Origin of the sequence: Tautonia sp. JC769, assembly GCF_040717455.1 — a bacterium.
Lineage (GTDB): Bacteria > Planctomycetota > Planctomycetia > Isosphaerales > Isosphaeraceae > Tautonia.
Genome location: NZ_JBFEFH010000002.1, coordinates 235,767 through 252,850 on the forward strand (window position 1 = coordinate 235,767; position 17,084 = coordinate 252,850).

Sequence of the window (17,084 nt, forward strand, 5' to 3'; positions counted from 1 at the left end):
CCGAGCGCGTGCCCCCGGATCGCCCCGCCCGGGCGGTTCGATCCCAGGGATCGATCATCCCGGGCCCCGATCCGACCGGGCACCTCAACCAACGGCGCCCGCCAACCCGTCGCACCCGTGATTGTCAGAGAAGGAGACACGACCATGAATGCCCAGACGCTTCAGGGCCACTGGAACGAGATCAAAGGACAGCTCAAGCAGAAGTGGGGTCAGCTCAGCGACCAGGACCTCGAATTCGCCGAGGGGAACGTCGATCAACTGATCGGCAACATCCAGCGCAAGACCGGCGAGTCGCGCGAGTCGATCGAGAAGCACCTCGACACCCTGATCAACCAGGGGGCCGCCGGCCTCTCCGCCGCCGCCGAGCGCTTCCAGCACGCCACCCACTACGCCGGCGAGCACCTCCGCAGCGGCTACGAGAACGCCCGGTCCTCGTTCTACGACCAGTACGGCGAGGCCGAAGACCTCGTCCGAAGCAACCCCATGCAGTCCGTCGGCACGGCCTTCGGCATCGGCGTCCTCGTCGGCGTGACCCTCGGCCTGCTCGTCCGCCAGCGCTGAGCGAGCCCGAGCCGGCCGGACCGACGGGCCGACCGTCGGATCGACCGGCTCATCGACCGATCCCATTCGATCCGAACATTCCGGCGCGTTGCCCGGCCCACCGCCCGGCACCGCGCCGGTTTCGCGCGCGCCGACCTCGGGGCGGTCCGCCCGGCCGGCGAGCGACCGGCGGCCCCGCCCCCCCTTCGCCCGTCCCGGGAGAGACCGCCCCGCCTCGACCGTTTCTCGGACGCCGAGGGCTGGCCTTGGCGACCGCGCGCGCCTATCGTACAAGTGTCGGGAGGCGATTCCCCCCGGCCATGTCTCCCCGGTGCCGAAACCGCCTTGAGTCCGCGGGGTTCGCCTCGGTTTCCCCCGGCCGAGTCCAACCGCTCCGCGACGGAATGCAAGGCGACCGCCCTCGCCATCGCGACCGCAGTTGCGGCCGCCATCGCAGCCGAAACGCCCCGACAGAGGACCCGACCCATGACCTGGACCTGGCTCGCCGAAGACCCGTGGCCCCTGGCCGGTCTGTTTGCCCTGCTGGCCGTCGGCTTCCTGATCCGCGTGCGGTTCTCGCAGCAGGGCAGGCATCTCGCCTGGGCGGCGGCCATGCTCGGGCTGGCGGGGACGGTGCTGGTGATCGAGCAGCTCTGGGTGACCGACCGCGAGCGCATCGAGCTGGCCATCTACGACATGGCCGACGCCGTCAAGGCGAGCGACTTCGAGCGCTTCGAGTCGCACCTGGCCCCAGAGTTCGAGAAGCAGATCGGCATGCTCTCCAAGGCCCTCCTGCGCGGCACGCTCGCCAACGTCGAGTTCGAGTTCGTCCGGATCGCCCAGCTCGAGGTCCAGGCCGGCCGGGCCACCCGCATGGGCAAGGCCGACTTCCTCGCCCAGGCCCAGTGGGAGGAGCGCTCCTCCGGCCTCGGCACCGACTACAACGCCACCCCTTTGCCCGGCATCGGCTTCTCCATCGGCTTCCGAGAGGTCGACCCCCAGACCTGGAAGGTCACCCGGATCGACGTCACCAGCGTCCCCGCCGGCGGCTCCCCCGAGAACGTCGCCGGCTACATGGCCCGCTTCTCCCGGGCCCGATAGCGCCCGAGCATCGGATCGGCGAGCCCCTCGCGCCCCCGGCCCTCGCCCGCGATCCCGGGGGGGCAGGGGGGCCCGGAACCGGGGACGGGCGGAGGGGGGCCGACACGCTCGGGATCACGGCCGGGGGCTCGCGCTCAAGGGGCCCCCCCGCGGACCTGCTCGCGGAGCGTCTCCATCCGATCCGGATATTCCAGGACCACGAGCTCGTGCGTGTCGGCCTTGTAGGCATACTCCTGATAGGCCGGGAGCTGGGGCAGCCGGATGCCGTTGGCGTCGAGGATCTCGCGCTTGAACTCCTCGAAGTCGGCCGGATAGCGGTCGTTCAGCGCCTGGTACAGATTCACGGCGTGCTGGATCTGCAGGACGGCCGCCTGGCCGATGATCGACACATAGGCGTTGCCCTGCAGCGTGATCGGGTCCTTCGCCGTGATCTTGCCGGTCGAGACCTGGATATTCTGACCGCTCTGCATCTCGGCGTCGAAGTCGCGCACGTCGTCGGTCGTCTGGCCGATCGTCCTGCGGAGCTGCACCGGCTGCCCGCCCGGAGCGTCCCCCGCCGCCGGGGGGGGCGGCGGCGCATTCGGGTCGATGATCGGCGGCGGCGGCGGCGCACTGCCTCCCGCCCCCACCCCCGAGGCCGTCGACGAGCCGTCCGAGCCCCCCCCGTTGCACCCGGCCATCGCCATCAGGGCCGCGCCAAGCACCAGACGGGAACCGGAAAACCAGAAATCGCGCATCACGGGGAGTTCCTCAATGTCGCGGAGCCAAAGGGTAGCCCACATCCCTTCCCGAGGACGGCACGTCCTGTCCCCTGCGGATTAAGTATGGCAACCGAAGGGTCTTGCGGACAAGGGGGGCAGTGCCCTTGCCACATCGCCGAGGTCGAGCAGACACGCAATCCCGTCAAAGAAACCAAAAACTTCCCTTATTAAACATGTTGACATTGCACAACACAACACGGTTCTCGACAACAGCATGCGCAGTCCTGTTGACCTGGGCCAACCATCTGGATTATACCGATACTCACTCCTCACGAACCAAGTTGGTCGGCGGGGACGGTCATGAAGGCCTCACGGAGCTGCTTGATGCGCTTCGCGAGGCCTTTTTCTTTTTGCCCCCATCTCTGGCTGGGGCCTCCCGGCAGTGCGGTAGGGTCTTTTGAAGAGTGAAGCGTGAGGGACATCCGATGGAATATCGAAGCGCCAAGAGTAAATTTGCGATGCAGAGGAGCGGTGTCGCTGTCGTCATTGCGGCATTGATCTGGCTGACGGCTGGTTTTGACGGCCGAGCTCTGGAAGCGGCCACGATCACCGTCCTCGAGGACAACGGCAACGTCGTCTACGACTTCTCCAGCCCCAACAAGCTCGACATCGATGTTGACTGGTACGCCATGCAGCCGGTCCTCCTGGATGTCCTGCTGGGGCCGGATGATACGGACCCGACGCTCTCCTTCAGCGGCTTCCACCTCAACCTGACCGGGCTCCCCTGGTCCGGCTTCATCGTCGCACTCGAAGGCGCCGCGACCTGGGAGCTGGGCGACCCAGACAACTGGCAGATCATCCCGGGCGCCACCGGCGGCCTTTCGCTGAGGTCGTTCTCGCCCACAAGGGCGCTCGTGTCCTTCAATCCGACGATCGAACCCTTCGACGCCCTGGTCCTCGGCGACGCGGGCGGGCCGATCGATCCGATCCTGGACTGGAGGATCGCCCTCAATGGCCTCGCTTCCGGCGATTCGTTCCAGATCCGCCTGTACCCCATCCCCGAGCCATCCAGCCTGGCGCTGACGGCAACGGGTGCCGTGGCGGGCCTGGGTCTGCTCTGGAAACGTCGTCGCCGCCGGGCAATGACCTCCTGAGCCCGGCCCCCGGAGCCGACCCTCCGGATCCCGTGCGGCCCGGGGTCGCTCCGGGCGGACGCGACAGTGGAACGGTTTGAACACGGACGCCGAAGGCAGTGCAGACGACACGGACTCGCGTCGCGTGACGCGAGGCCGACGGGGAACGTCCGCGCATCAATCGCGAGGGAGCACCGATGAGACTCTTCAGGGAAGCGACCGACGCCATTCATCGACGCATTGGCAACACCTCAGACTCACCACGCCCCGGCGATCTCCGACCCCGATCCCTGCATCGCGGGACCGGGGCACGACGCCGCCGATCCGGCATCCGGCTGGAGATCCTGGAGGACCGGACGCTGCTGTCGACCTTCGAGGTGATGAACCTCGACCCCGACGGCGAGGGCTCGCTCCGCTGGGCGATCGTGCAGGCCAACGCCGCCCCCGACCGCGCCGACGACATCGTCTTCGCCGACGACCTGGCCGGCACCATCGAGCTGACCACGGCCCTCCCCGCCTTGACGGGCGAACTGACGATCACCGGCCCCGGCGCCGAGATCTTGACCGTCGCCCGCAGCACCGCCGAGGGCACGCCCGACTTCTCCGTCTTCGTCGTCTCGGCCGGCGCCAAGATCACCCTCTCCGGCCTGACGATCACCGGCGGTCAGTCCGCAAGCGGCGGCGGAATCTTCAATGAGGGATCACTGGCCCTCACCGACGTCATCGTCTCCGGCAACACGGCCACCTCAACCGGCGGCGGCGGCCTGTTTAACAGCGGTACGGCAGCGATCTCCAACTCCACCTTTAGCGACAACACAGCGTGGGAGGGCAGGGGAGGCGACAGCGACTTCCGGACGGATCGGGGCAGCGGCGGCGGGCTTTCTAACCACGGCACCGCGACCATCTCCGACTCCCACTTCAGCAACAACACCGCGTGGGAGGGCAAAGGCGGCGGCCTTTATACCAGCGGCACCGCGACCATCTCCGGATCCACCTTCAGCGGGAACTCGGCGGCGATGGGCGGCGGGCTTTTTAGCCGCGGCACCGCGACCATCTCCGACTCCCACTTCACCTTCAACTCGGCCGCGTCCGGGGGCGGACTCGCCAACGACGGCACCGCGACCATCTCCGACTCCACCTTCAGCGACAACACAGCGTGGGATGGCAGCGGTGGCGGACTGTATAACGACGGCACCGCGACCATCTCCGGATCCACCTTCAGCGACAACTCGGTGGAGGCGGGCGATGGCGACGGTGGCGGCCTGTATAACGATGGCACCGCCACCATCGCCGGCTCCACCTTCACCTTCAACTCGACGGGATACCGCGGCGGCGGCCTGTATAACGGCGGCACCGCCACCATCGCCGGCTCCACCTTCAGCGACAACGATGCGTGGGAGGGCGGCGGTCTTTCTAGTAGTGGCACCGCCACCATCTCCGGCTCCACCTTCAGCGACAACTCGGCGGGGTCGGGCGGCGGGCTCGACAACGGCGGCACCGCCACCATCTCCGACTCCACCTTCAGCGGAAACTCAGCGGGGGGGGGCGGCGGCCTTTCAAACTTCGGCACCGTCACCATCTCCGACTCCCACTTCCGCGACAACGAGGCGGCGAGGGGCGGCGGACTCGACAACAGCGGCACCGCGACCATCTCCGGCTCCACCTTCCGCGACAACTTGGCGCGGGATGGCAGCGGTGGCGGCCTTTCAAACTCCGGCACCGCGACCATCTCCGACTCCACCTTCAGCGGAAACTGGTCCAGAAGCGAGTGGCGGTTTGAGGGCCGGGGCGGCGGCCTGCATAACGACGGCACGGTGATCATCTCCAACTCCACCTTCACCGACAACCTGGCGGAGGGGGGCATGGGCGGCGGCCTCGATAACGATGGCACCGCCACCATCTCCGGCTCCACCTTCCGCGGAAACTCGGCCATCAACGACTGGCGGTATGAGGGCCGGGGCGGTGGCCTGTATAATTATGGCACCGTCACCATCTCCGGCTCCCACTTCATCTTCAACTCGGCGGGCCACGACGGCGGCGGCCTTTATAACGACGGCACCGCGACCATCTCCGGCTCCCACTTCATCTTCAACTCGGCGTGGGATGGCACCGGCGGCGGCCTCTTCAACAGCGGCACGGCCACGATCACCGGCGTCGAGATCCGCGGCAACGATGCCCCAGAGGGGGGAGGCCTCTCCAACCGCGGCACCGCGACGATCAGGGGCAGCCAGATCCGGGACAACACCGCCCAATCTGGCGGAGGGATCCACAACCAACGCGAATCGGCCGGCATGCCCGGCCGCTTGACGGTCATCGACAGCGCGATCGAGGAGAATCGCGCCCTCGAAGGGGGCGGCATCTACAACGCCAGCGACAGCGTCCTGAACGCCTCGCGGAGCCGGTTCCGCTTCAACGTCGCGACGGCCGACGGCGGCGGCATCTACAACGCCGGCACGACGACCCTGACCCAGAGCCAGGTGCTCCGCAACCGTGCGGGCGAGCGCGGAGGGGGCGTCTTCAACCGCGGCAACCTGCTGCTCTCGCTGAGCCTGATCCTCGGGAACACCGCCCCCACCGGGGCGAACGTGTTCGAGGATTGAGCCCCGGATGGTCAACCCGGCCCCGTCCCTCCCGGCGACGACCGCCGAGGAGGTGAGGAGGGGCCGGGAGCCGCCCACCGTTGAGCGAGTCTCCTCCAGCCCCTCGACTCCGATCCACGACCTCCGTCAATCACGTCCCGGCCGGATGGAATGGCCACGTCCACGTGATCTCGCGGGGCGTCTACGCCCCTGGTCACGGCCATGCCGCCCGGCAAGACGACCCGCGATCAGAGCGCATCGGCGCTGATCACCTCGCCGCCCGCCTTCGTGCCGAGCGCCCACCAGGCTTCCAGGCCCACCGTCTCCTTGACGAAGCGGACCGAGCCGTCGGCCATCGCCAGGTTCACGCCCCCCGGATGGAAGCTCGACGGCGGCTCGGTGCCCCAGAGGTCGAGCGACCAGGTGTTCGGCGGGGCGTTCGTGCACCGCCGGCTGTTGGGCGGGCCGACGTGGTTGTAAAGGTTGTTCACGTATCCGGGATAGGTGTACTGCCATCCCACGCCGCGGTCGTTCCGGATCGAGGCGGTGCCGGGCGGGAGGGCGTCGCAGGCCCCGAGCAGCGCGATCACCGTCGCCGGCGACCGGGTCCGGTTGTTGAAGTTCGAGGTGAAGACCCCCCGAAGCTCTCCCTGGCCCATCCCGGTCGTCACGCTGCCGGTCGTCCCGGTAATCCCCTCGCTCCAGAGGGCCGTGTTGCTGGTCCCGTCTCGCATCGCCGCGAACCCGACGGGCCGCGCCGTGCTCAGCAGGTCCGACTCCTCGGCCGGATAGTCCCAGGGCGAATGGCGGCTCGGGATGATCGTCCCGCTGTAGCCGCCGAGCGAGAAGGGGCCGCCCAGGTTCCCCAGGTAGTTCGTCACCGGCGAGGTCACCTCCGGGGTGTCCGAAGGGCACATGAACGACGCGATCGACGTGTTGAACACCGTCGAGTTGCCCAGCCACAGGTTCGGCGCCGCCGTCGTGTTGCCCATCACCCCGAGCGACGCGTTATACGCGTTGAAGAGCGTCCCCTGCTCGATGTATTGCAGCACGCCGAGCAGCGGCGCGGCCCCCCAGCCCCAGCACCCGTCCGCCCCGGGGCAGGGCCAGAGGCTCCCGGACGGCACCGTGTTGTTCACGTCATGATAATTATGCGTGGCCAGCGCAATCTGCTTCAGGTTGTTCGTGCACTGGGCCCGCCTGGCCGCCTCTCGGGCCGATTGCACCGCGGGCAGGAGCAACGCGATCAGGACACCGATGATGGCGATGACCACCAGCAATTCGATCAAGGTGAAGGCGCGACGTCTCGTCGTCATTTTGAGGATTCCTCCGCGAGTCCATGAGAAGGGAGATGGAGTGGCGCGGCGGCCCCCGCCCGATCGGCCCCGAGGCCCGGGATCGGCGGCCGCAACCGCAGGACGTTGGGAGAGGAAGAACCACGTTGGCCCGTCCCCGCCGCCGATTACTCGACGACCGGAGGGCCGGGAGGGGGGCCAGGAAGCCCGGAAGACTCCTGGTAGCTGGGGGGGGTGATCGGCTCGCCGGGGCTGGTCTCCTCGGCCGTCGCTCCCTCGGGCACCGTGTATTCGCGAGCAGGCTCCGAGGTCCCGCATCCCGCCAACACCGAACCGACCGCAAGAGATCCGACCGTCACCAATCCACGCGTAACGCGCCCGAACATCAGTCTCGTCACGAGGGTGTTCTCGAAACCTTTTTGATTTTCAGAAGAGTCGACTCGGAAAAAAATCGGGGACGACCTCACGACGATCGTCGCCCCCTTCTAAATAAAGAATCCGGGCAATTGCCGTCAAGAAGGAAGTAAAATATTTATTCAGCAAATTCTATGTACACCCGTTCACACCAATCTCGCACTCCCCCCCGTCCGTCCCGCCCGACGACTCCCCGCTCCGCCGCCCCCGGCCTCAGGCCCATCGCCCCGGGGGGTGCCCCTCGATCGGGCAACGGCCGGCGACCGGGAGCGGGGCGCCCCTCCCGGTCCCGGGCGGGCGCCGCTCGCGCGTTGATCGGCTGACCGGATGCTGATACCCTGAGCCGAGCATTGGCCGATTCCCGGGCGTGCTCGCCCCCGGGCCGCCCTCGCCCGAGGGGATCGAACGCCCCCCAACGGCTCCCCGGAGCCCGCCCCGCCCCGGCCCGCCACCGGCCGGCGACCGATCGGAGGTCCCATGAGCACCCGCTGCTCCCGCCCCCTCAGCGTCCTGGTCCTGATCCTGATTTCGCTCGCCATCCCCCTGGCCGGCTCGCCCACCCCGCAGGCATGGGCCCAGGACCAGGACCAGGACCGGGCCCCGGGCCGCGAACGCTGGACCCCCGAGCAGGCGAACGCCTGGTACGACGGCCTCCCCTGGCTCGTCGGCTGCAACTTCAACCCGAGCACCGCCATCAACCAGCTCGAGATGTGGCAGGCCGACACCTTCGACCCCGAGACCATCGACCGAGAGCTCGGCTGGGCCGAGGATCTCGGCTTCACCAGCGTCCGCGTCTATCTGCATCACCTGCTCTGGGAGCAGGACGCCGAGGGGTTCCTCGAACGCCTCGACCAGTTCCTCGACATCGCCGACCGCCACGGCATCGGCGTCATGTTCGTCCTGTTTGACAGCGTCTGGGATCCCCACCCGAGGCTCGGCCCCCAGCGCGACCCGGCCCCCGGCCTGCACAACTCCGGCTGGGTCCAGTCCCCCGGCGCCGACGACCTGATGTCGCCCGAGCGCGAACCCCTGCTCGTCCACTACACCGTCGGCGTCATCTCCCGCTTCAAGGACGACCCCCGCGTCCACGCCTGGGACCTCTGGAACGAGCCGGACAACACCAACGACAACAGCTACGGCCGCAACAACCTCGACCGCGAGCCCGAGGGCAAGCGCGAGCGCACGCTCGAACTGCTCGAACGCTGCTTCACCTGGGCCCGCTCGGCCAACCCGAGCCAGCCGCTCACCTCCGGCGTCTGGATCGGCCAGTGGTCCGACCCCGACCGCCTCTCCCCCACCGAGCGCGTCCAGATCGAGCAGTCCGACGTCATCACCTTCCACACCTACGACCCGGTCGACCGCGCCGCCCAGTGCGTCGAGAACCTCCGCCGCTACGGCCGGCCCCTCCTCTGCACCGAGTTCATGGCCCGCCCCCAGGGCAGCACCTTCGACCCCGTCCTCGGCTACTTCAAGGACCAGGACGTCGGCGCCTACTGCTGGGGCTTCGTCGCCGGCAAGTCGAACACCATCTACCCCTGGGACTCCTGGCAAGACCCCTACGAGTCCGAGCCCCCCGTCTGGTTCCACGACATCTTCCGCCCCGACGGCACCCCCTACCGCCCCGAGGAAGTCTCCTACATCAAGCGCCTCACCGGCCGGGCCGACTGAAGGGGCGCTCGCCCCGCCTTCCGCCCGTCCTCCTCCATCGGGTGCCCGATCGACCGCGAGCTCGGGCCGGTCGGCCCCGATCGCCCAGCAAGGAAATCGGGGCCCCCCACGCTCGAGTCCCGGCCGGGGCAACCGGGCGTCAGGCCCTTCGAGCCGACCGCCGCCAGAGGACGACCGCGACGAACGGCAGCCCGGAGAGCAGCAGGGTGAACGTGCCCGGTTCCGGGACGGCCGTCGTCAGGACGGCGAACCCCTGCACGTTGCTCCTGGAAAGAAACCGTCCCTCGAACCCTTCTCCTTCGCGACCTCGAAGGAAGTTCCGCCGACCTTGCATGATCCAGAGATCCCCGCTCATTTCGTCGATATCGAAGAGCGAGGCGGAGATCGGTGGGGTGAAGGAACGATCGAGTTCCAGATCCTGCTTCGCTTCGAAGAACCCGATGGGGTCGGCGCCCGTGTTGGCGTTGCCCCAGAGCGAGATCTCGCCGTTGGCGTACGCGACGTCCTCCGCGTTCCTGTAGGGGAACACGTCCGGGACGGCGTAGAATCCGACGAAGGCTCCCGCCGCGGTGTACTCCTGCAGGTTGGCGGTGCCGGATTGCTTCGTGGAGATCAGCAGGTTCGACCCGATCGCCGTGAGTCTCGGGGTCGGGTCCAGCGCCCCGCCGTGGGCGAATGCGAAGGACGCGAGCCCCGAATTGGTGTCGACCTCCAGGATGTTCCGCCCGCCGTTGAGTCCGCCGAACCCGCCCGTGGCCACGAACACGCGAGAGCCCACGACCGCCATCGAGAATCCGGGGCCGTAGACATCGTCGAACGTCAATTGAAGTTCATCGGTCATCTGGCCGTCGAACGAGTAGCGGCGGAGGAACCGGTCCGTCCCGTCGAATTCGTTCGTCAGGATTCCCCCCGCCATCAGCAGCCCGGCCTCGGCGACAGATCCGCCCAGGATCCACAGGACCGAGGCAAAGCCGAGGACTCGGAATCGAATCAGAAGATTGCTCATCATATTTCTCGATCTGTTCTTGGTGACCTGGAAGCTGTGCCGCAGGGAACGGCATCCTGCGTTTCGCGGCCGAAGTGAAGCACGGCGGGGCGCATTGCCTCGGCCCCTTCCTCCCTCGACGGAGGACGCCTCGAGGGCGATGAGGCGTCGTCACGGCGCCTCGATCCGGATTTTCCTGAAATACAATTGATAAATGCACCCGTCCGTGTTGTTGAAGGTCACGACGAGCATGTTGTCCTCCGGTTCGGGCTTGACCACGACTCCCTTGATCGGCTCGATCACCATCCGGCCGGCGGCGTTGATCGTGATCTTGCACGTGCCGAGGTGTTCATGCGGATCGACGGGCTCGCGATCCTGCTCCCAGAGTTCGAACGTCGTGCTGTAGCCCGCCGCCTTGTCCGTGAAGAGCGTCTGATTGATCGCTCGGGTCGTCGGGTGGCTGCCCCCGAACCGGATGTAGTCGCCGTCCCCGTCCGGCTGGCCGCGGCGATGTTCTCCGTCGACCTTGAAGAAGATCTCGTCGCTGTCCTCCTCCAGGTCGACGGCGACCCCCTTGACCAGCATCACCTCGAAGGTGTCCTCCGACTGGGCCAGCACGCTTGGAGCGTCGGACAGGACGAACCCGGCCAGGGAAACGACCCAAAGGACGCGGCGGATCATGGTGTATCTCCGTGGGTTGGAAAGGCTTCCTGGGGGGAGACGCCGAGGCCTCGAACCGGAGGCCTCCAGAGACCGAGCATCGAGCCGCGTGGGCACGGTCCCCGTCCGCCCGATCTCCGGCGTCGGAGTGCCCACGTTGGAGAGAGTCCCGTCGGCCGGCATTCCTGAACCTTCGCGTCGAGAATTCTCGACATCGCGGCCCGATCGGCGCGAGATTCCGGTGGATCGTCCGGCGTCCGGCCGCCAAAATGTCCGGTGGCGAAACGAGTTCCGATGGCATCGACGATCCGGGACGACCCATGAGCCTTGCCAACACGCCGGGACGAGACGGAGAGGCCCGCCGGGGCGCCCCGAAGGGCAGGGCCGGGGTCATGGCGATCGAGGACCATCGGCCGGCCCTGCTGGCCGAGGCGAGGAGGACCATGGGCAGGGCCGTCCGAGCCAAGGAAGGGGCCTCGGACGTGGTGCAGGAGGCGATGATGGTCGCCGTCCAGCGGTTCGACCATTTCGAAGGCAGGTCGCCGGAAGACCTGCTCGCCTGGCTCCGGAGGATCCTGGAACACCAGATCGCCCACGCCGTCCGCAAGTTCCGGGGGACCGAGAAGCGCTCCGTGGATCGGGAGGTGCCGATCCACACCGAGCCGGATAGGCTGCGGGCGCTGGCGATCGACTCGCCGTCTCCCGGCACGAAGGCCGTACACCGGGACGAGGAGCGGGCGCTTCGCGAGGCGATCGGCCGGCTCGACGATCAGGACGCGCGCCTGGTCCTCTGGAGGCACATCGAGGAGTGCTCCTTCGAGGAACTCGGGCGTCGGCTCGGCTGCTCCAACGTCGCGGCGCGGAATCGCTGGCTCCGCGCGATCCGCCGACTCCGCGGCGAACTGGCCGGGGAGGGGCTCGAGGGATGATCCCCGATCCCGAGCCGAGGGACGACGGCCCCGACGGCCCGGCCGGCACCGACGACGGTCGGCTGGCCGATCGGCTCGCCCGGTTCGACGAGCGGCTCGCCTCGGGGAGAATGCCCGCCGAGTCGGAACCGGAGCCGGGCAACGACGCATCCCCGCCCCTCCTCGGAGAGATGGATGTGCTCCGCCTGATGGAGCGCGTCTGGCCGAGGGGCCGGGGATGGCCGGGGCTCGACGGGCATCCAGGGCGGTTCGGCCGGTTCGCGATCGAGGGCGAGCTGGGCCGGGGAAGCTTCGGCGTCGTCTACCGGGCCGTCGACCCTCACGCCGGGCGCCGGGTGGCCCTGAAGCTCCCCAGGCCGCAGTTCCTGCCCGACGACGAGGTCCGCCGTCGCTTCCTCCGCGAGGCCCAGGCCGCGGCGATGCTCGACCACCCCAACGTCGTCCCGTTGCTGGAGGTCGGCGAGGAGTCGTCGATCGTCTACCTCGTCTCTCCCTTCTGCGACGGGCCGACGCTGGCCGAATGGCTCGCCGATCGCCCCGGGCCGGTCGACCCCGCCGAGGCCGCCCGGATCGCGTTGATGCTGGCCACGGGCGTGGCCCATGCTCACCGCCGGGGGGTGCTGCACCGCGACCTGAAGCCGAGCAACGTGCTGCTCCACCGGCTCGACCGCCCCGAGGCCGACACCCTGCCGTTCGTCCCTCGCGTCCTGGACTTCGGGCTGGCCAAGCTCCTCGACGAGCCGGGCGGCGGCAGCAACAGCCTCGCCCCCCTCGGCTCGGCCCCCTACATGGCCCCCGAGCAGGCCGACCCGTCACTCGGCCGCATCGGCACACAGGCCGACGTCTATGGGCTCGGTGCGATCCTCTATGCGATCCTCTGCGGACGCGCCCCGCATCCGGGCGGGAACACCCTGGAAACCCTGGCCAACGCCGCCCGATCGCGGCCGACGCCGCCGGGGCGGCTCCGGCCCGACGTCCCGTCGGCGCTGCAGGCCATCTGCCTGAGGGCCCTCGCCCCCCGATCCGCCGACCGCTACCCCGACGCCGACGCCCTGGCCGACGACCTCCGCCGATGGCTCGACGGCTCCTCGCCCTTGGCTGTCCGCAACGGCTCGCTCCTCCGAAAGGCCCGGAACCTGGCGAGGAGGCCGGCGACGATCGCCTCGGCGTTCTCGGCGATCACTGCCGGCACCATCGCCCTGCTGGCCGCTCAGAATCAACCGGATGATCGACCGCCGCCGGACGGGGCCCGATCCGTCTCGGAGGTCGCCGCGAGGCCCGCGCCCGCGCCCGTGCCCAAACCCGCCCCGCACGAGGCCGCCCCGCCGACCGAGCCGGACCGGTGGGCGTACCCCGGCGATCTGGTCGCCGCCAGGAGGGCCCTCCACCGGGGCAACGCCCGGGAGGCCCGCAGGGCGCTCGATCGCCACCGGCCCGAGCCCGGGGCGTCCCCCGGCCCCGACTTCGCCTGGCGGCTGCTCGACGCCCAGGCCGGGGGGCATCGCCCCCCGCTGCTGGGGCACCGGGAAGACGTCTACCACGTCCGCTTCAGCCCCGACGGCCGGATCCTCGCCTCCGCGGGCAAGGACGGGACCGCCCGCCTCTGGGACCCGAGGTCGGGGGCCTTGCTTCGAACGATCCAGGCCCACGACGACGAGGTCAACGGCGTCCGGTTCAGCCCCGACGCCCGCTCGATCGTCACCACCAGCGACGACGGCACCGCCCGCGTCTTCGACCTCGACGCCAGGGGACACGCCCCCCGCCTGGTCCTCGACGGGCACGACGACTGGGTCTTCGGCGCCGAATTCTCTCCGGATGGCCGATCCCTCCTGACCCTCGACCGGGCCGGTGCGGTCCTGGCCTTCGACTCGCGCGACGGCCAGCCCCTGGGACGCTGGCCGATCGGGCTCGACCAGTGCGAGGGGTTCGCCGTCTCGCCAGACGGCCGGGGGATGGCCGTCGTCGGCTACGGTTCGATGCTCAACCTGTTCGACCTGAAGCCGGGGAGCGGCCGGGAAGTCTCGCTGACGAGGCGGCCCGGGCCCGCGGACTTCGTCCCGGCCGACCGCCGCTCGCAGAGCTATTTCGGGGCCGCCTTCGCCCCGGACGGCCGCACCCTGGCGGCCGCCGGCCGGGGGGGCATCGTCGACCTGTTCGACCCCGAGGCCCCCCGGGCGGTCGGGAGGCTCGTCGCCGTCGGCGGCTCGATCCAGTCGGTCGCCTTCAGCCCCGACGGCCGCACCCTGGCCGGGGCGACCGACGACCACGCGGTCTGGCTCTGGGACGTGGACCGACGCCGCTCGATCGCGGCCCTGGCCGGGCATACCGACCGGGTCTGGTGCGTCGCCTTCAGCCCCGACGGCCGGATCCTCGCCAGCGCCGGCCGAGACGGTGCCGTCCGGCTCTGGGACCCGAGCCGGATCGGCCCCGTCGAGGGTCGCCTGGCGGTCGATTCCCCCCGGGCGATCGCCTTCGGGCCGGATGGGGAGTCGCTGCTGGTGCTGGGCCCGGACGGCCGGATCGGGGCGATCGACCCGCACTCGGGGGCCTCCCTGCCACGCCCGGAATCCCCCCCCGCCGGGGCCGGCGGGTTGGCCGCCCTTGCTCCCGACGGCCGGACTTCAACCACCCTCTCGACCGATGGGACGCTGACCATCACCCCGACGAACGGCCTCCCGGGCCGATCGATCCCCCTGGCCCCCGGGCCGGCCTGGAGGCTCGGGTTCTCCCGGGACGGCCGATCGCTGGTCGCCTGGTCCGGAGGGGAGTCGGCCGCCCGGATCATCGAGGTCGCGACCGGGGCCGAACTGGGCCGGGTCGATCCCGCCGCCCGCGGCCCGGACATCTCGGGCCTCTGGGCAGCAGCCGATGGGTCCTCGCTGCTGGCCTCGACCGGCTACGAGCCGCACCGGCTGGAGGTCCCGGGGCCGGGGCGGACCGCACCGGCCGGAGGGACGCACACGGCCTGGATCGACGCCCTGGTCGCCTCGGCCGACGGCCGGCATCTCGTCGCCCTGGGCAGGTCGCCGACGGTGACGCTCTGGGACGCCCGGTCGCTCCGCCTGCTGGCAACCCTCTCCGGACACCGCGGCGCCGTCCTCTCGGCCGCCTTCAGCCCCGACGGCCGCACCCTGGCGACCGGCGGACTGGGCGGCGCCGTCCTGCTCTGGGACGTTGCCTCCCGGCGAGAGCTGCTCCGCCTGGTCGAGCCCGGCGGGCCGCCCATCTCGCGGCTCTGCTTCTCGGCCGACGGCTCCGCCCTCGCCGCCTCCAGCCCGTCCGCCGAGGGCAACGCCCGGCTCCGGGTCTGGCACGCGAAGGCGGCCGCCTCGACGCATTGACAGATGCCAATTCGATTTCCTCAGGCCATCGGACCGGCCCCCGGCCACCCCCGAACGGCCCGCGGTCCGGAGACCGGCCCGGCAGCGGCGCGGAGAGCCGAACCCGGCGCTCGCGGGGGCGAGGATGCCCGGGAATCCGGTCCTGGAATTCCTCGCGCCGCCGGATTAACATGGAAGAGATGCGTGGAGCCGTTTGGTTCATCGGGCGTGCTCCGCGGACGGCCGTCGAACGTCCGCCGACTTCGTTCATGTCTCGCTCGGCCGGAGAGCGGCCGTGATTGGTTCCCATTCTGCGGCAACCGGCGCCCGGATCCCGCAGGATCGAGGGCCTCCCCGAGCGTGTCTCACCCGTTGGATCACAAGCGGCGGAGGGGAACAAGAACATGACCCAGCACCCCCAGGACAGGGACCTCCCCCCGGAGAACGGCGACGCGCTGGCCAGGAGCAGCGTCGAGGCCTTCACCGCCCTCCAGCAGCACCTGGAGGCCCAGGACGCGCAGGCCAGCGCCGCCGAGGACGTGCTCGACCGCACCACCCCCAGGCCGGAAAACTACCAGGCGGCCCTGAAGACCCTGGAAGCCATCCTGGAAGGGGCCTCCCCCGACGACGCCGAGGCCCTCAAGGCGGCCCTCGCCCGCTGGCAGACCTTCGAGGCCCGGGTGCCGACCAGCCCCGACGACGAGCTGGTCGACGACTGGCGCAGCGCCGTCTACCCGTACAAGCACCGCCTCTCGCGCAAGAGCTACGAGCGCCAGAAATACCAGCTCCAGGTCGAGCTGCTCAAGCTCCAGGCCTGGGTCAAGGAGACCGGCCAGCGCATCGTCATCTTCTTCGAGGGCCGCGACGCCGCCGGCAAGGGGGGCACCATCAAGCGGTTCATGGAGCACCTGAACCCCCGCGGCGCCCGCGTGGTCGCCCTCGAGAAGCCGACCTCCGAAGAACAGGGGCAGTGGTACTTCCAGCGCTACCTCAAGCACATGCCCACCCACGGCGAGATCGTCCTCTTCGACCGCTCCTGGTACAACCGCGCCGGGGTCGAGCGGGTGATGGGCTTCTGCTCGAACGAGGACTACGCCGCCTTCATGCACCAGGCCCCCGAGATCGAGCGCCACCTGGTCAACAGCGGCATCCACCTGATCAAGTTCTGGTTCTCGGTCAGCCGCAAGGAGCAGCGCCGCCGCTTCCGCGAGCGCGAGATCCACCCCCTCAAGCAGTGGAAGCTCAGCCCCATCGACCAGGCCTCGCTCGACAAGTGGGACGACTACACCACCGCCAAGGAAGCCATGTTCTTCCACACCGACCATTCCGAATGCCCCTGGATCGTCGTCAAGTCCGACTGCAAGAAGCGCGCCCGGCTCAACGCCATGCGCCACGTCCTCCGCTCGCTCGATTACACCGGCAAGGACCCCAGCAAGGTCGGCCCGCCCGACCCCCTCATCGTCGGCCGCGCCAGCTTCACCGGGAACATGGGCTAGTTTCACCGCACGGAATCGAATCGTGTGGGGCCCCCTGGGTGGCCGGAATCACGCCACCCCCAGACGGGTGGGCCTCGGCCCCGGCAACGGTTCGAAACCCTTGTCCTTCACACGTCCCTCTCGTAGGATGGAGAATGGTATCACACGGTGGTACCATTGCTTGGCAGGCGTGAGGGACCCATGGCCCGATTGAGCCTTTGTAGGGTCCGCTGTGCGGACCGATCTCCTGACAGTTTCGAGGGATCGGTCCGCACAGCGGACCC

12 protein-coding genes are annotated in these 17,084 nt (G+C 69.4%); 8 read left to right on the forward strand and 4 right to left on the reverse strand.

The annotated features are described in order from the left end of the window. Positions 1–144 precede the first annotated feature (144 nt). Positions 145–561, forward strand: coding sequence for a CsbD family protein (locus AB1L88_RS03435; RefSeq protein ID WP_367095228.1), 417 nt, complete (start codon positions 145–147; stop codon positions 559–561). A 465-nt stretch (positions 562–1,026) separates the two neighbouring features. After that, entirely contained in the window at positions 1,027–1,641 is a 615-nt protein-coding gene (locus tag AB1L88_RS03440) for a hypothetical protein (protein ID WP_367095229.1), read from the forward strand. Between the two features lie 134 nt (positions 1,642–1,775). Here the strand turns inward: AB1L88_RS03440 and AB1L88_RS03445 are convergent, their stop codons facing one another. Continuing rightward, positions 1,776–2,378, reverse strand: coding sequence for a hypothetical protein (locus tag AB1L88_RS03445; RefSeq protein ID WP_367095230.1), 603 nt, complete (start codon positions 2,376–2,378; stop codon positions 1,776–1,778). Positions 2,379–2,827: 449 nt separating this feature from the next. Here AB1L88_RS03445 and AB1L88_RS03450 point away from each other — a divergent pair, with 449 nt between their 5' ends. After that, positions 2,828–3,496, forward strand: a complete 669-nt coding sequence (locus tag AB1L88_RS03450) for a PEP-CTERM sorting domain-containing protein (protein ID WP_367095231.1) — start codon at positions 2,828–2,830, stop codon at positions 3,494–3,496. A gap of 176 nt (positions 3,497–3,672) precedes the next feature. Continuing rightward, positions 3,673–6,075 carry a right-handed parallel beta-helix repeat-containing protein gene (locus tag AB1L88_RS03455; protein ID WP_367095232.1) on the forward strand — a complete coding sequence of 801 codons (2,403 nt, stop codon included), beginning with the start codon at positions 3,673–3,675 and terminating at the stop codon, positions 6,073–6,075. A gap of 227 nt (positions 6,076–6,302) precedes the next feature. Here AB1L88_RS03455 and AB1L88_RS03460 read toward each other — a convergent pair whose 3' ends face one another. After that, positions 6,303–7,370, reverse strand: coding sequence for a DUF1559 domain-containing protein (locus tag AB1L88_RS03460; protein WP_367095233.1), 1,068 nt, complete (start codon positions 7,368–7,370; stop codon positions 6,303–6,305). Positions 7,371–8,240: 870 nt separating this feature from the next. Here AB1L88_RS03460 and AB1L88_RS03465 point away from each other — a divergent pair. Further along, on the forward strand, positions 8,241–9,431 hold the full coding sequence (locus AB1L88_RS03465; protein WP_367095234.1) for a cellulase family glycosylhydrolase: 1,191 nt from the start codon (positions 8,241–8,243) through the stop codon (positions 9,429–9,431). A 139-nt stretch (positions 9,432–9,570) separates the two neighbouring features. Here AB1L88_RS03465 and AB1L88_RS03470 read toward each other — a convergent pair whose 3' ends face one another. Continuing rightward, positions 9,571–10,440 carry a hypothetical protein gene (locus AB1L88_RS03470; RefSeq protein WP_367095235.1) on the reverse strand — a complete coding sequence of 290 codons (870 nt, stop codon included), beginning with the start codon at positions 10,438–10,440 and terminating at the stop codon, positions 9,571–9,573. Positions 10,441–10,587: 147 nt separating this feature from the next. Next, complete coding sequence (locus tag AB1L88_RS03475) at positions 10,588–11,097, reverse strand: hypothetical protein (RefSeq protein ID WP_367095236.1); 510 nt, start codon at positions 11,095–11,097, stop codon at positions 10,588–10,590. Positions 11,098–11,396: 299 nt separating this feature from the next. On the opposite strand from AB1L88_RS03475, the gene AB1L88_RS03480 reads away from it, so the two are divergent. From AB1L88_RS03480 to ppk2, 3 genes are all read left to right on the forward strand, one after another. Further along, on the forward strand, positions 11,397–12,005 hold the full coding sequence (locus AB1L88_RS03480; RefSeq protein WP_367095237.1) for a sigma-70 family RNA polymerase sigma factor: 609 nt from the start codon (positions 11,397–11,399) through the stop codon (positions 12,003–12,005). Next, entirely contained in the window at positions 12,002–15,346 is a 3,345-nt protein-coding gene (locus AB1L88_RS03485) for a serine/threonine-protein kinase (protein WP_367095238.1), read from the forward strand. The genes AB1L88_RS03480 and AB1L88_RS03485 overlap by 4 nt, the downstream gene beginning before the upstream one ends. Before the next feature lie 383 nt (positions 15,347–15,729). Then, positions 15,730–16,821: a polyphosphate kinase 2 gene (ppk2, locus tag AB1L88_RS03490; protein WP_367095239.1), complete on the forward strand. Its 1,092-nt coding sequence runs from the start codon at positions 15,730–15,732 to the stop codon at positions 16,819–16,821. The last annotated feature ends 263 nt before the right edge of the window (positions 16,822–17,084 follow it).

What these genes read in the sequence shown, in the direction of transcription:
- AB1L88_RS03465 (WP_367095234.1), top strand. Translation starts at nt 8,241, where the DNA reads ATGAGCACCCGCTGCTCCCGCCCCCTCAGCGTCCTGGTCCTGATCCTG.
- AB1L88_RS03455 (WP_367095232.1), top strand. Translation starts at nt 3,673, where the DNA reads ATGAGACTCTTCAGGGAAGCGACCGACGCCATTCATCGACGCATTGGC.
- AB1L88_RS03475 (WP_367095236.1), bottom strand. Translation starts at nt 11,097, where the DNA reads ATGATCCGCCGCGTCCTTTGGGTCGTTTCCCTGGCCGGGTTCGTCCTG.
- AB1L88_RS03485 (WP_367095238.1), top strand. Translation starts at nt 12,002, where the DNA reads ATGATCCCCGATCCCGAGCCGAGGGACGACGGCCCCGACGGCCCGGCC.
- AB1L88_RS03450 (WP_367095231.1), top strand. Translation starts at nt 2,828, where the DNA reads ATGGAATATCGAAGCGCCAAGAGTAAATTTGCGATGCAGAGGAGCGGT.
- AB1L88_RS03435 (WP_367095228.1), top strand. Translation starts at nt 145, where the DNA reads ATGAATGCCCAGACGCTTCAGGGCCACTGGAACGAGATCAAAGGACAG.
- ppk2 (WP_367095239.1), top strand. Translation starts at nt 15,730, where the DNA reads ATGACCCAGCACCCCCAGGACAGGGACCTCCCCCCGGAGAACGGCGAC.
- AB1L88_RS03445 (WP_367095230.1), bottom strand. Translation starts at nt 2,378, where the DNA reads ATGCGCGATTTCTGGTTTTCCGGTTCCCGTCTGGTGCTTGGCGCGGCC.
- AB1L88_RS03480 (WP_367095237.1), top strand. Translation starts at nt 11,397, where the DNA reads ATGAGCCTTGCCAACACGCCGGGACGAGACGGAGAGGCCCGCCGGGGC.
- AB1L88_RS03460 (WP_367095233.1), bottom strand. Translation starts at nt 7,370, where the DNA reads ATGACGACGAGACGTCGCGCCTTCACCTTGATCGAATTGCTGGTGGTC.
- AB1L88_RS03440 (WP_367095229.1), top strand. Translation starts at nt 1,027, where the DNA reads ATGACCTGGACCTGGCTCGCCGAAGACCCGTGGCCCCTGGCCGGTCTG.
- AB1L88_RS03470 (WP_367095235.1), bottom strand. Translation starts at nt 10,440, where the DNA reads ATGATGAGCAATCTTCTGATTCGATTCCGAGTCCTCGGCTTTGCCTCG.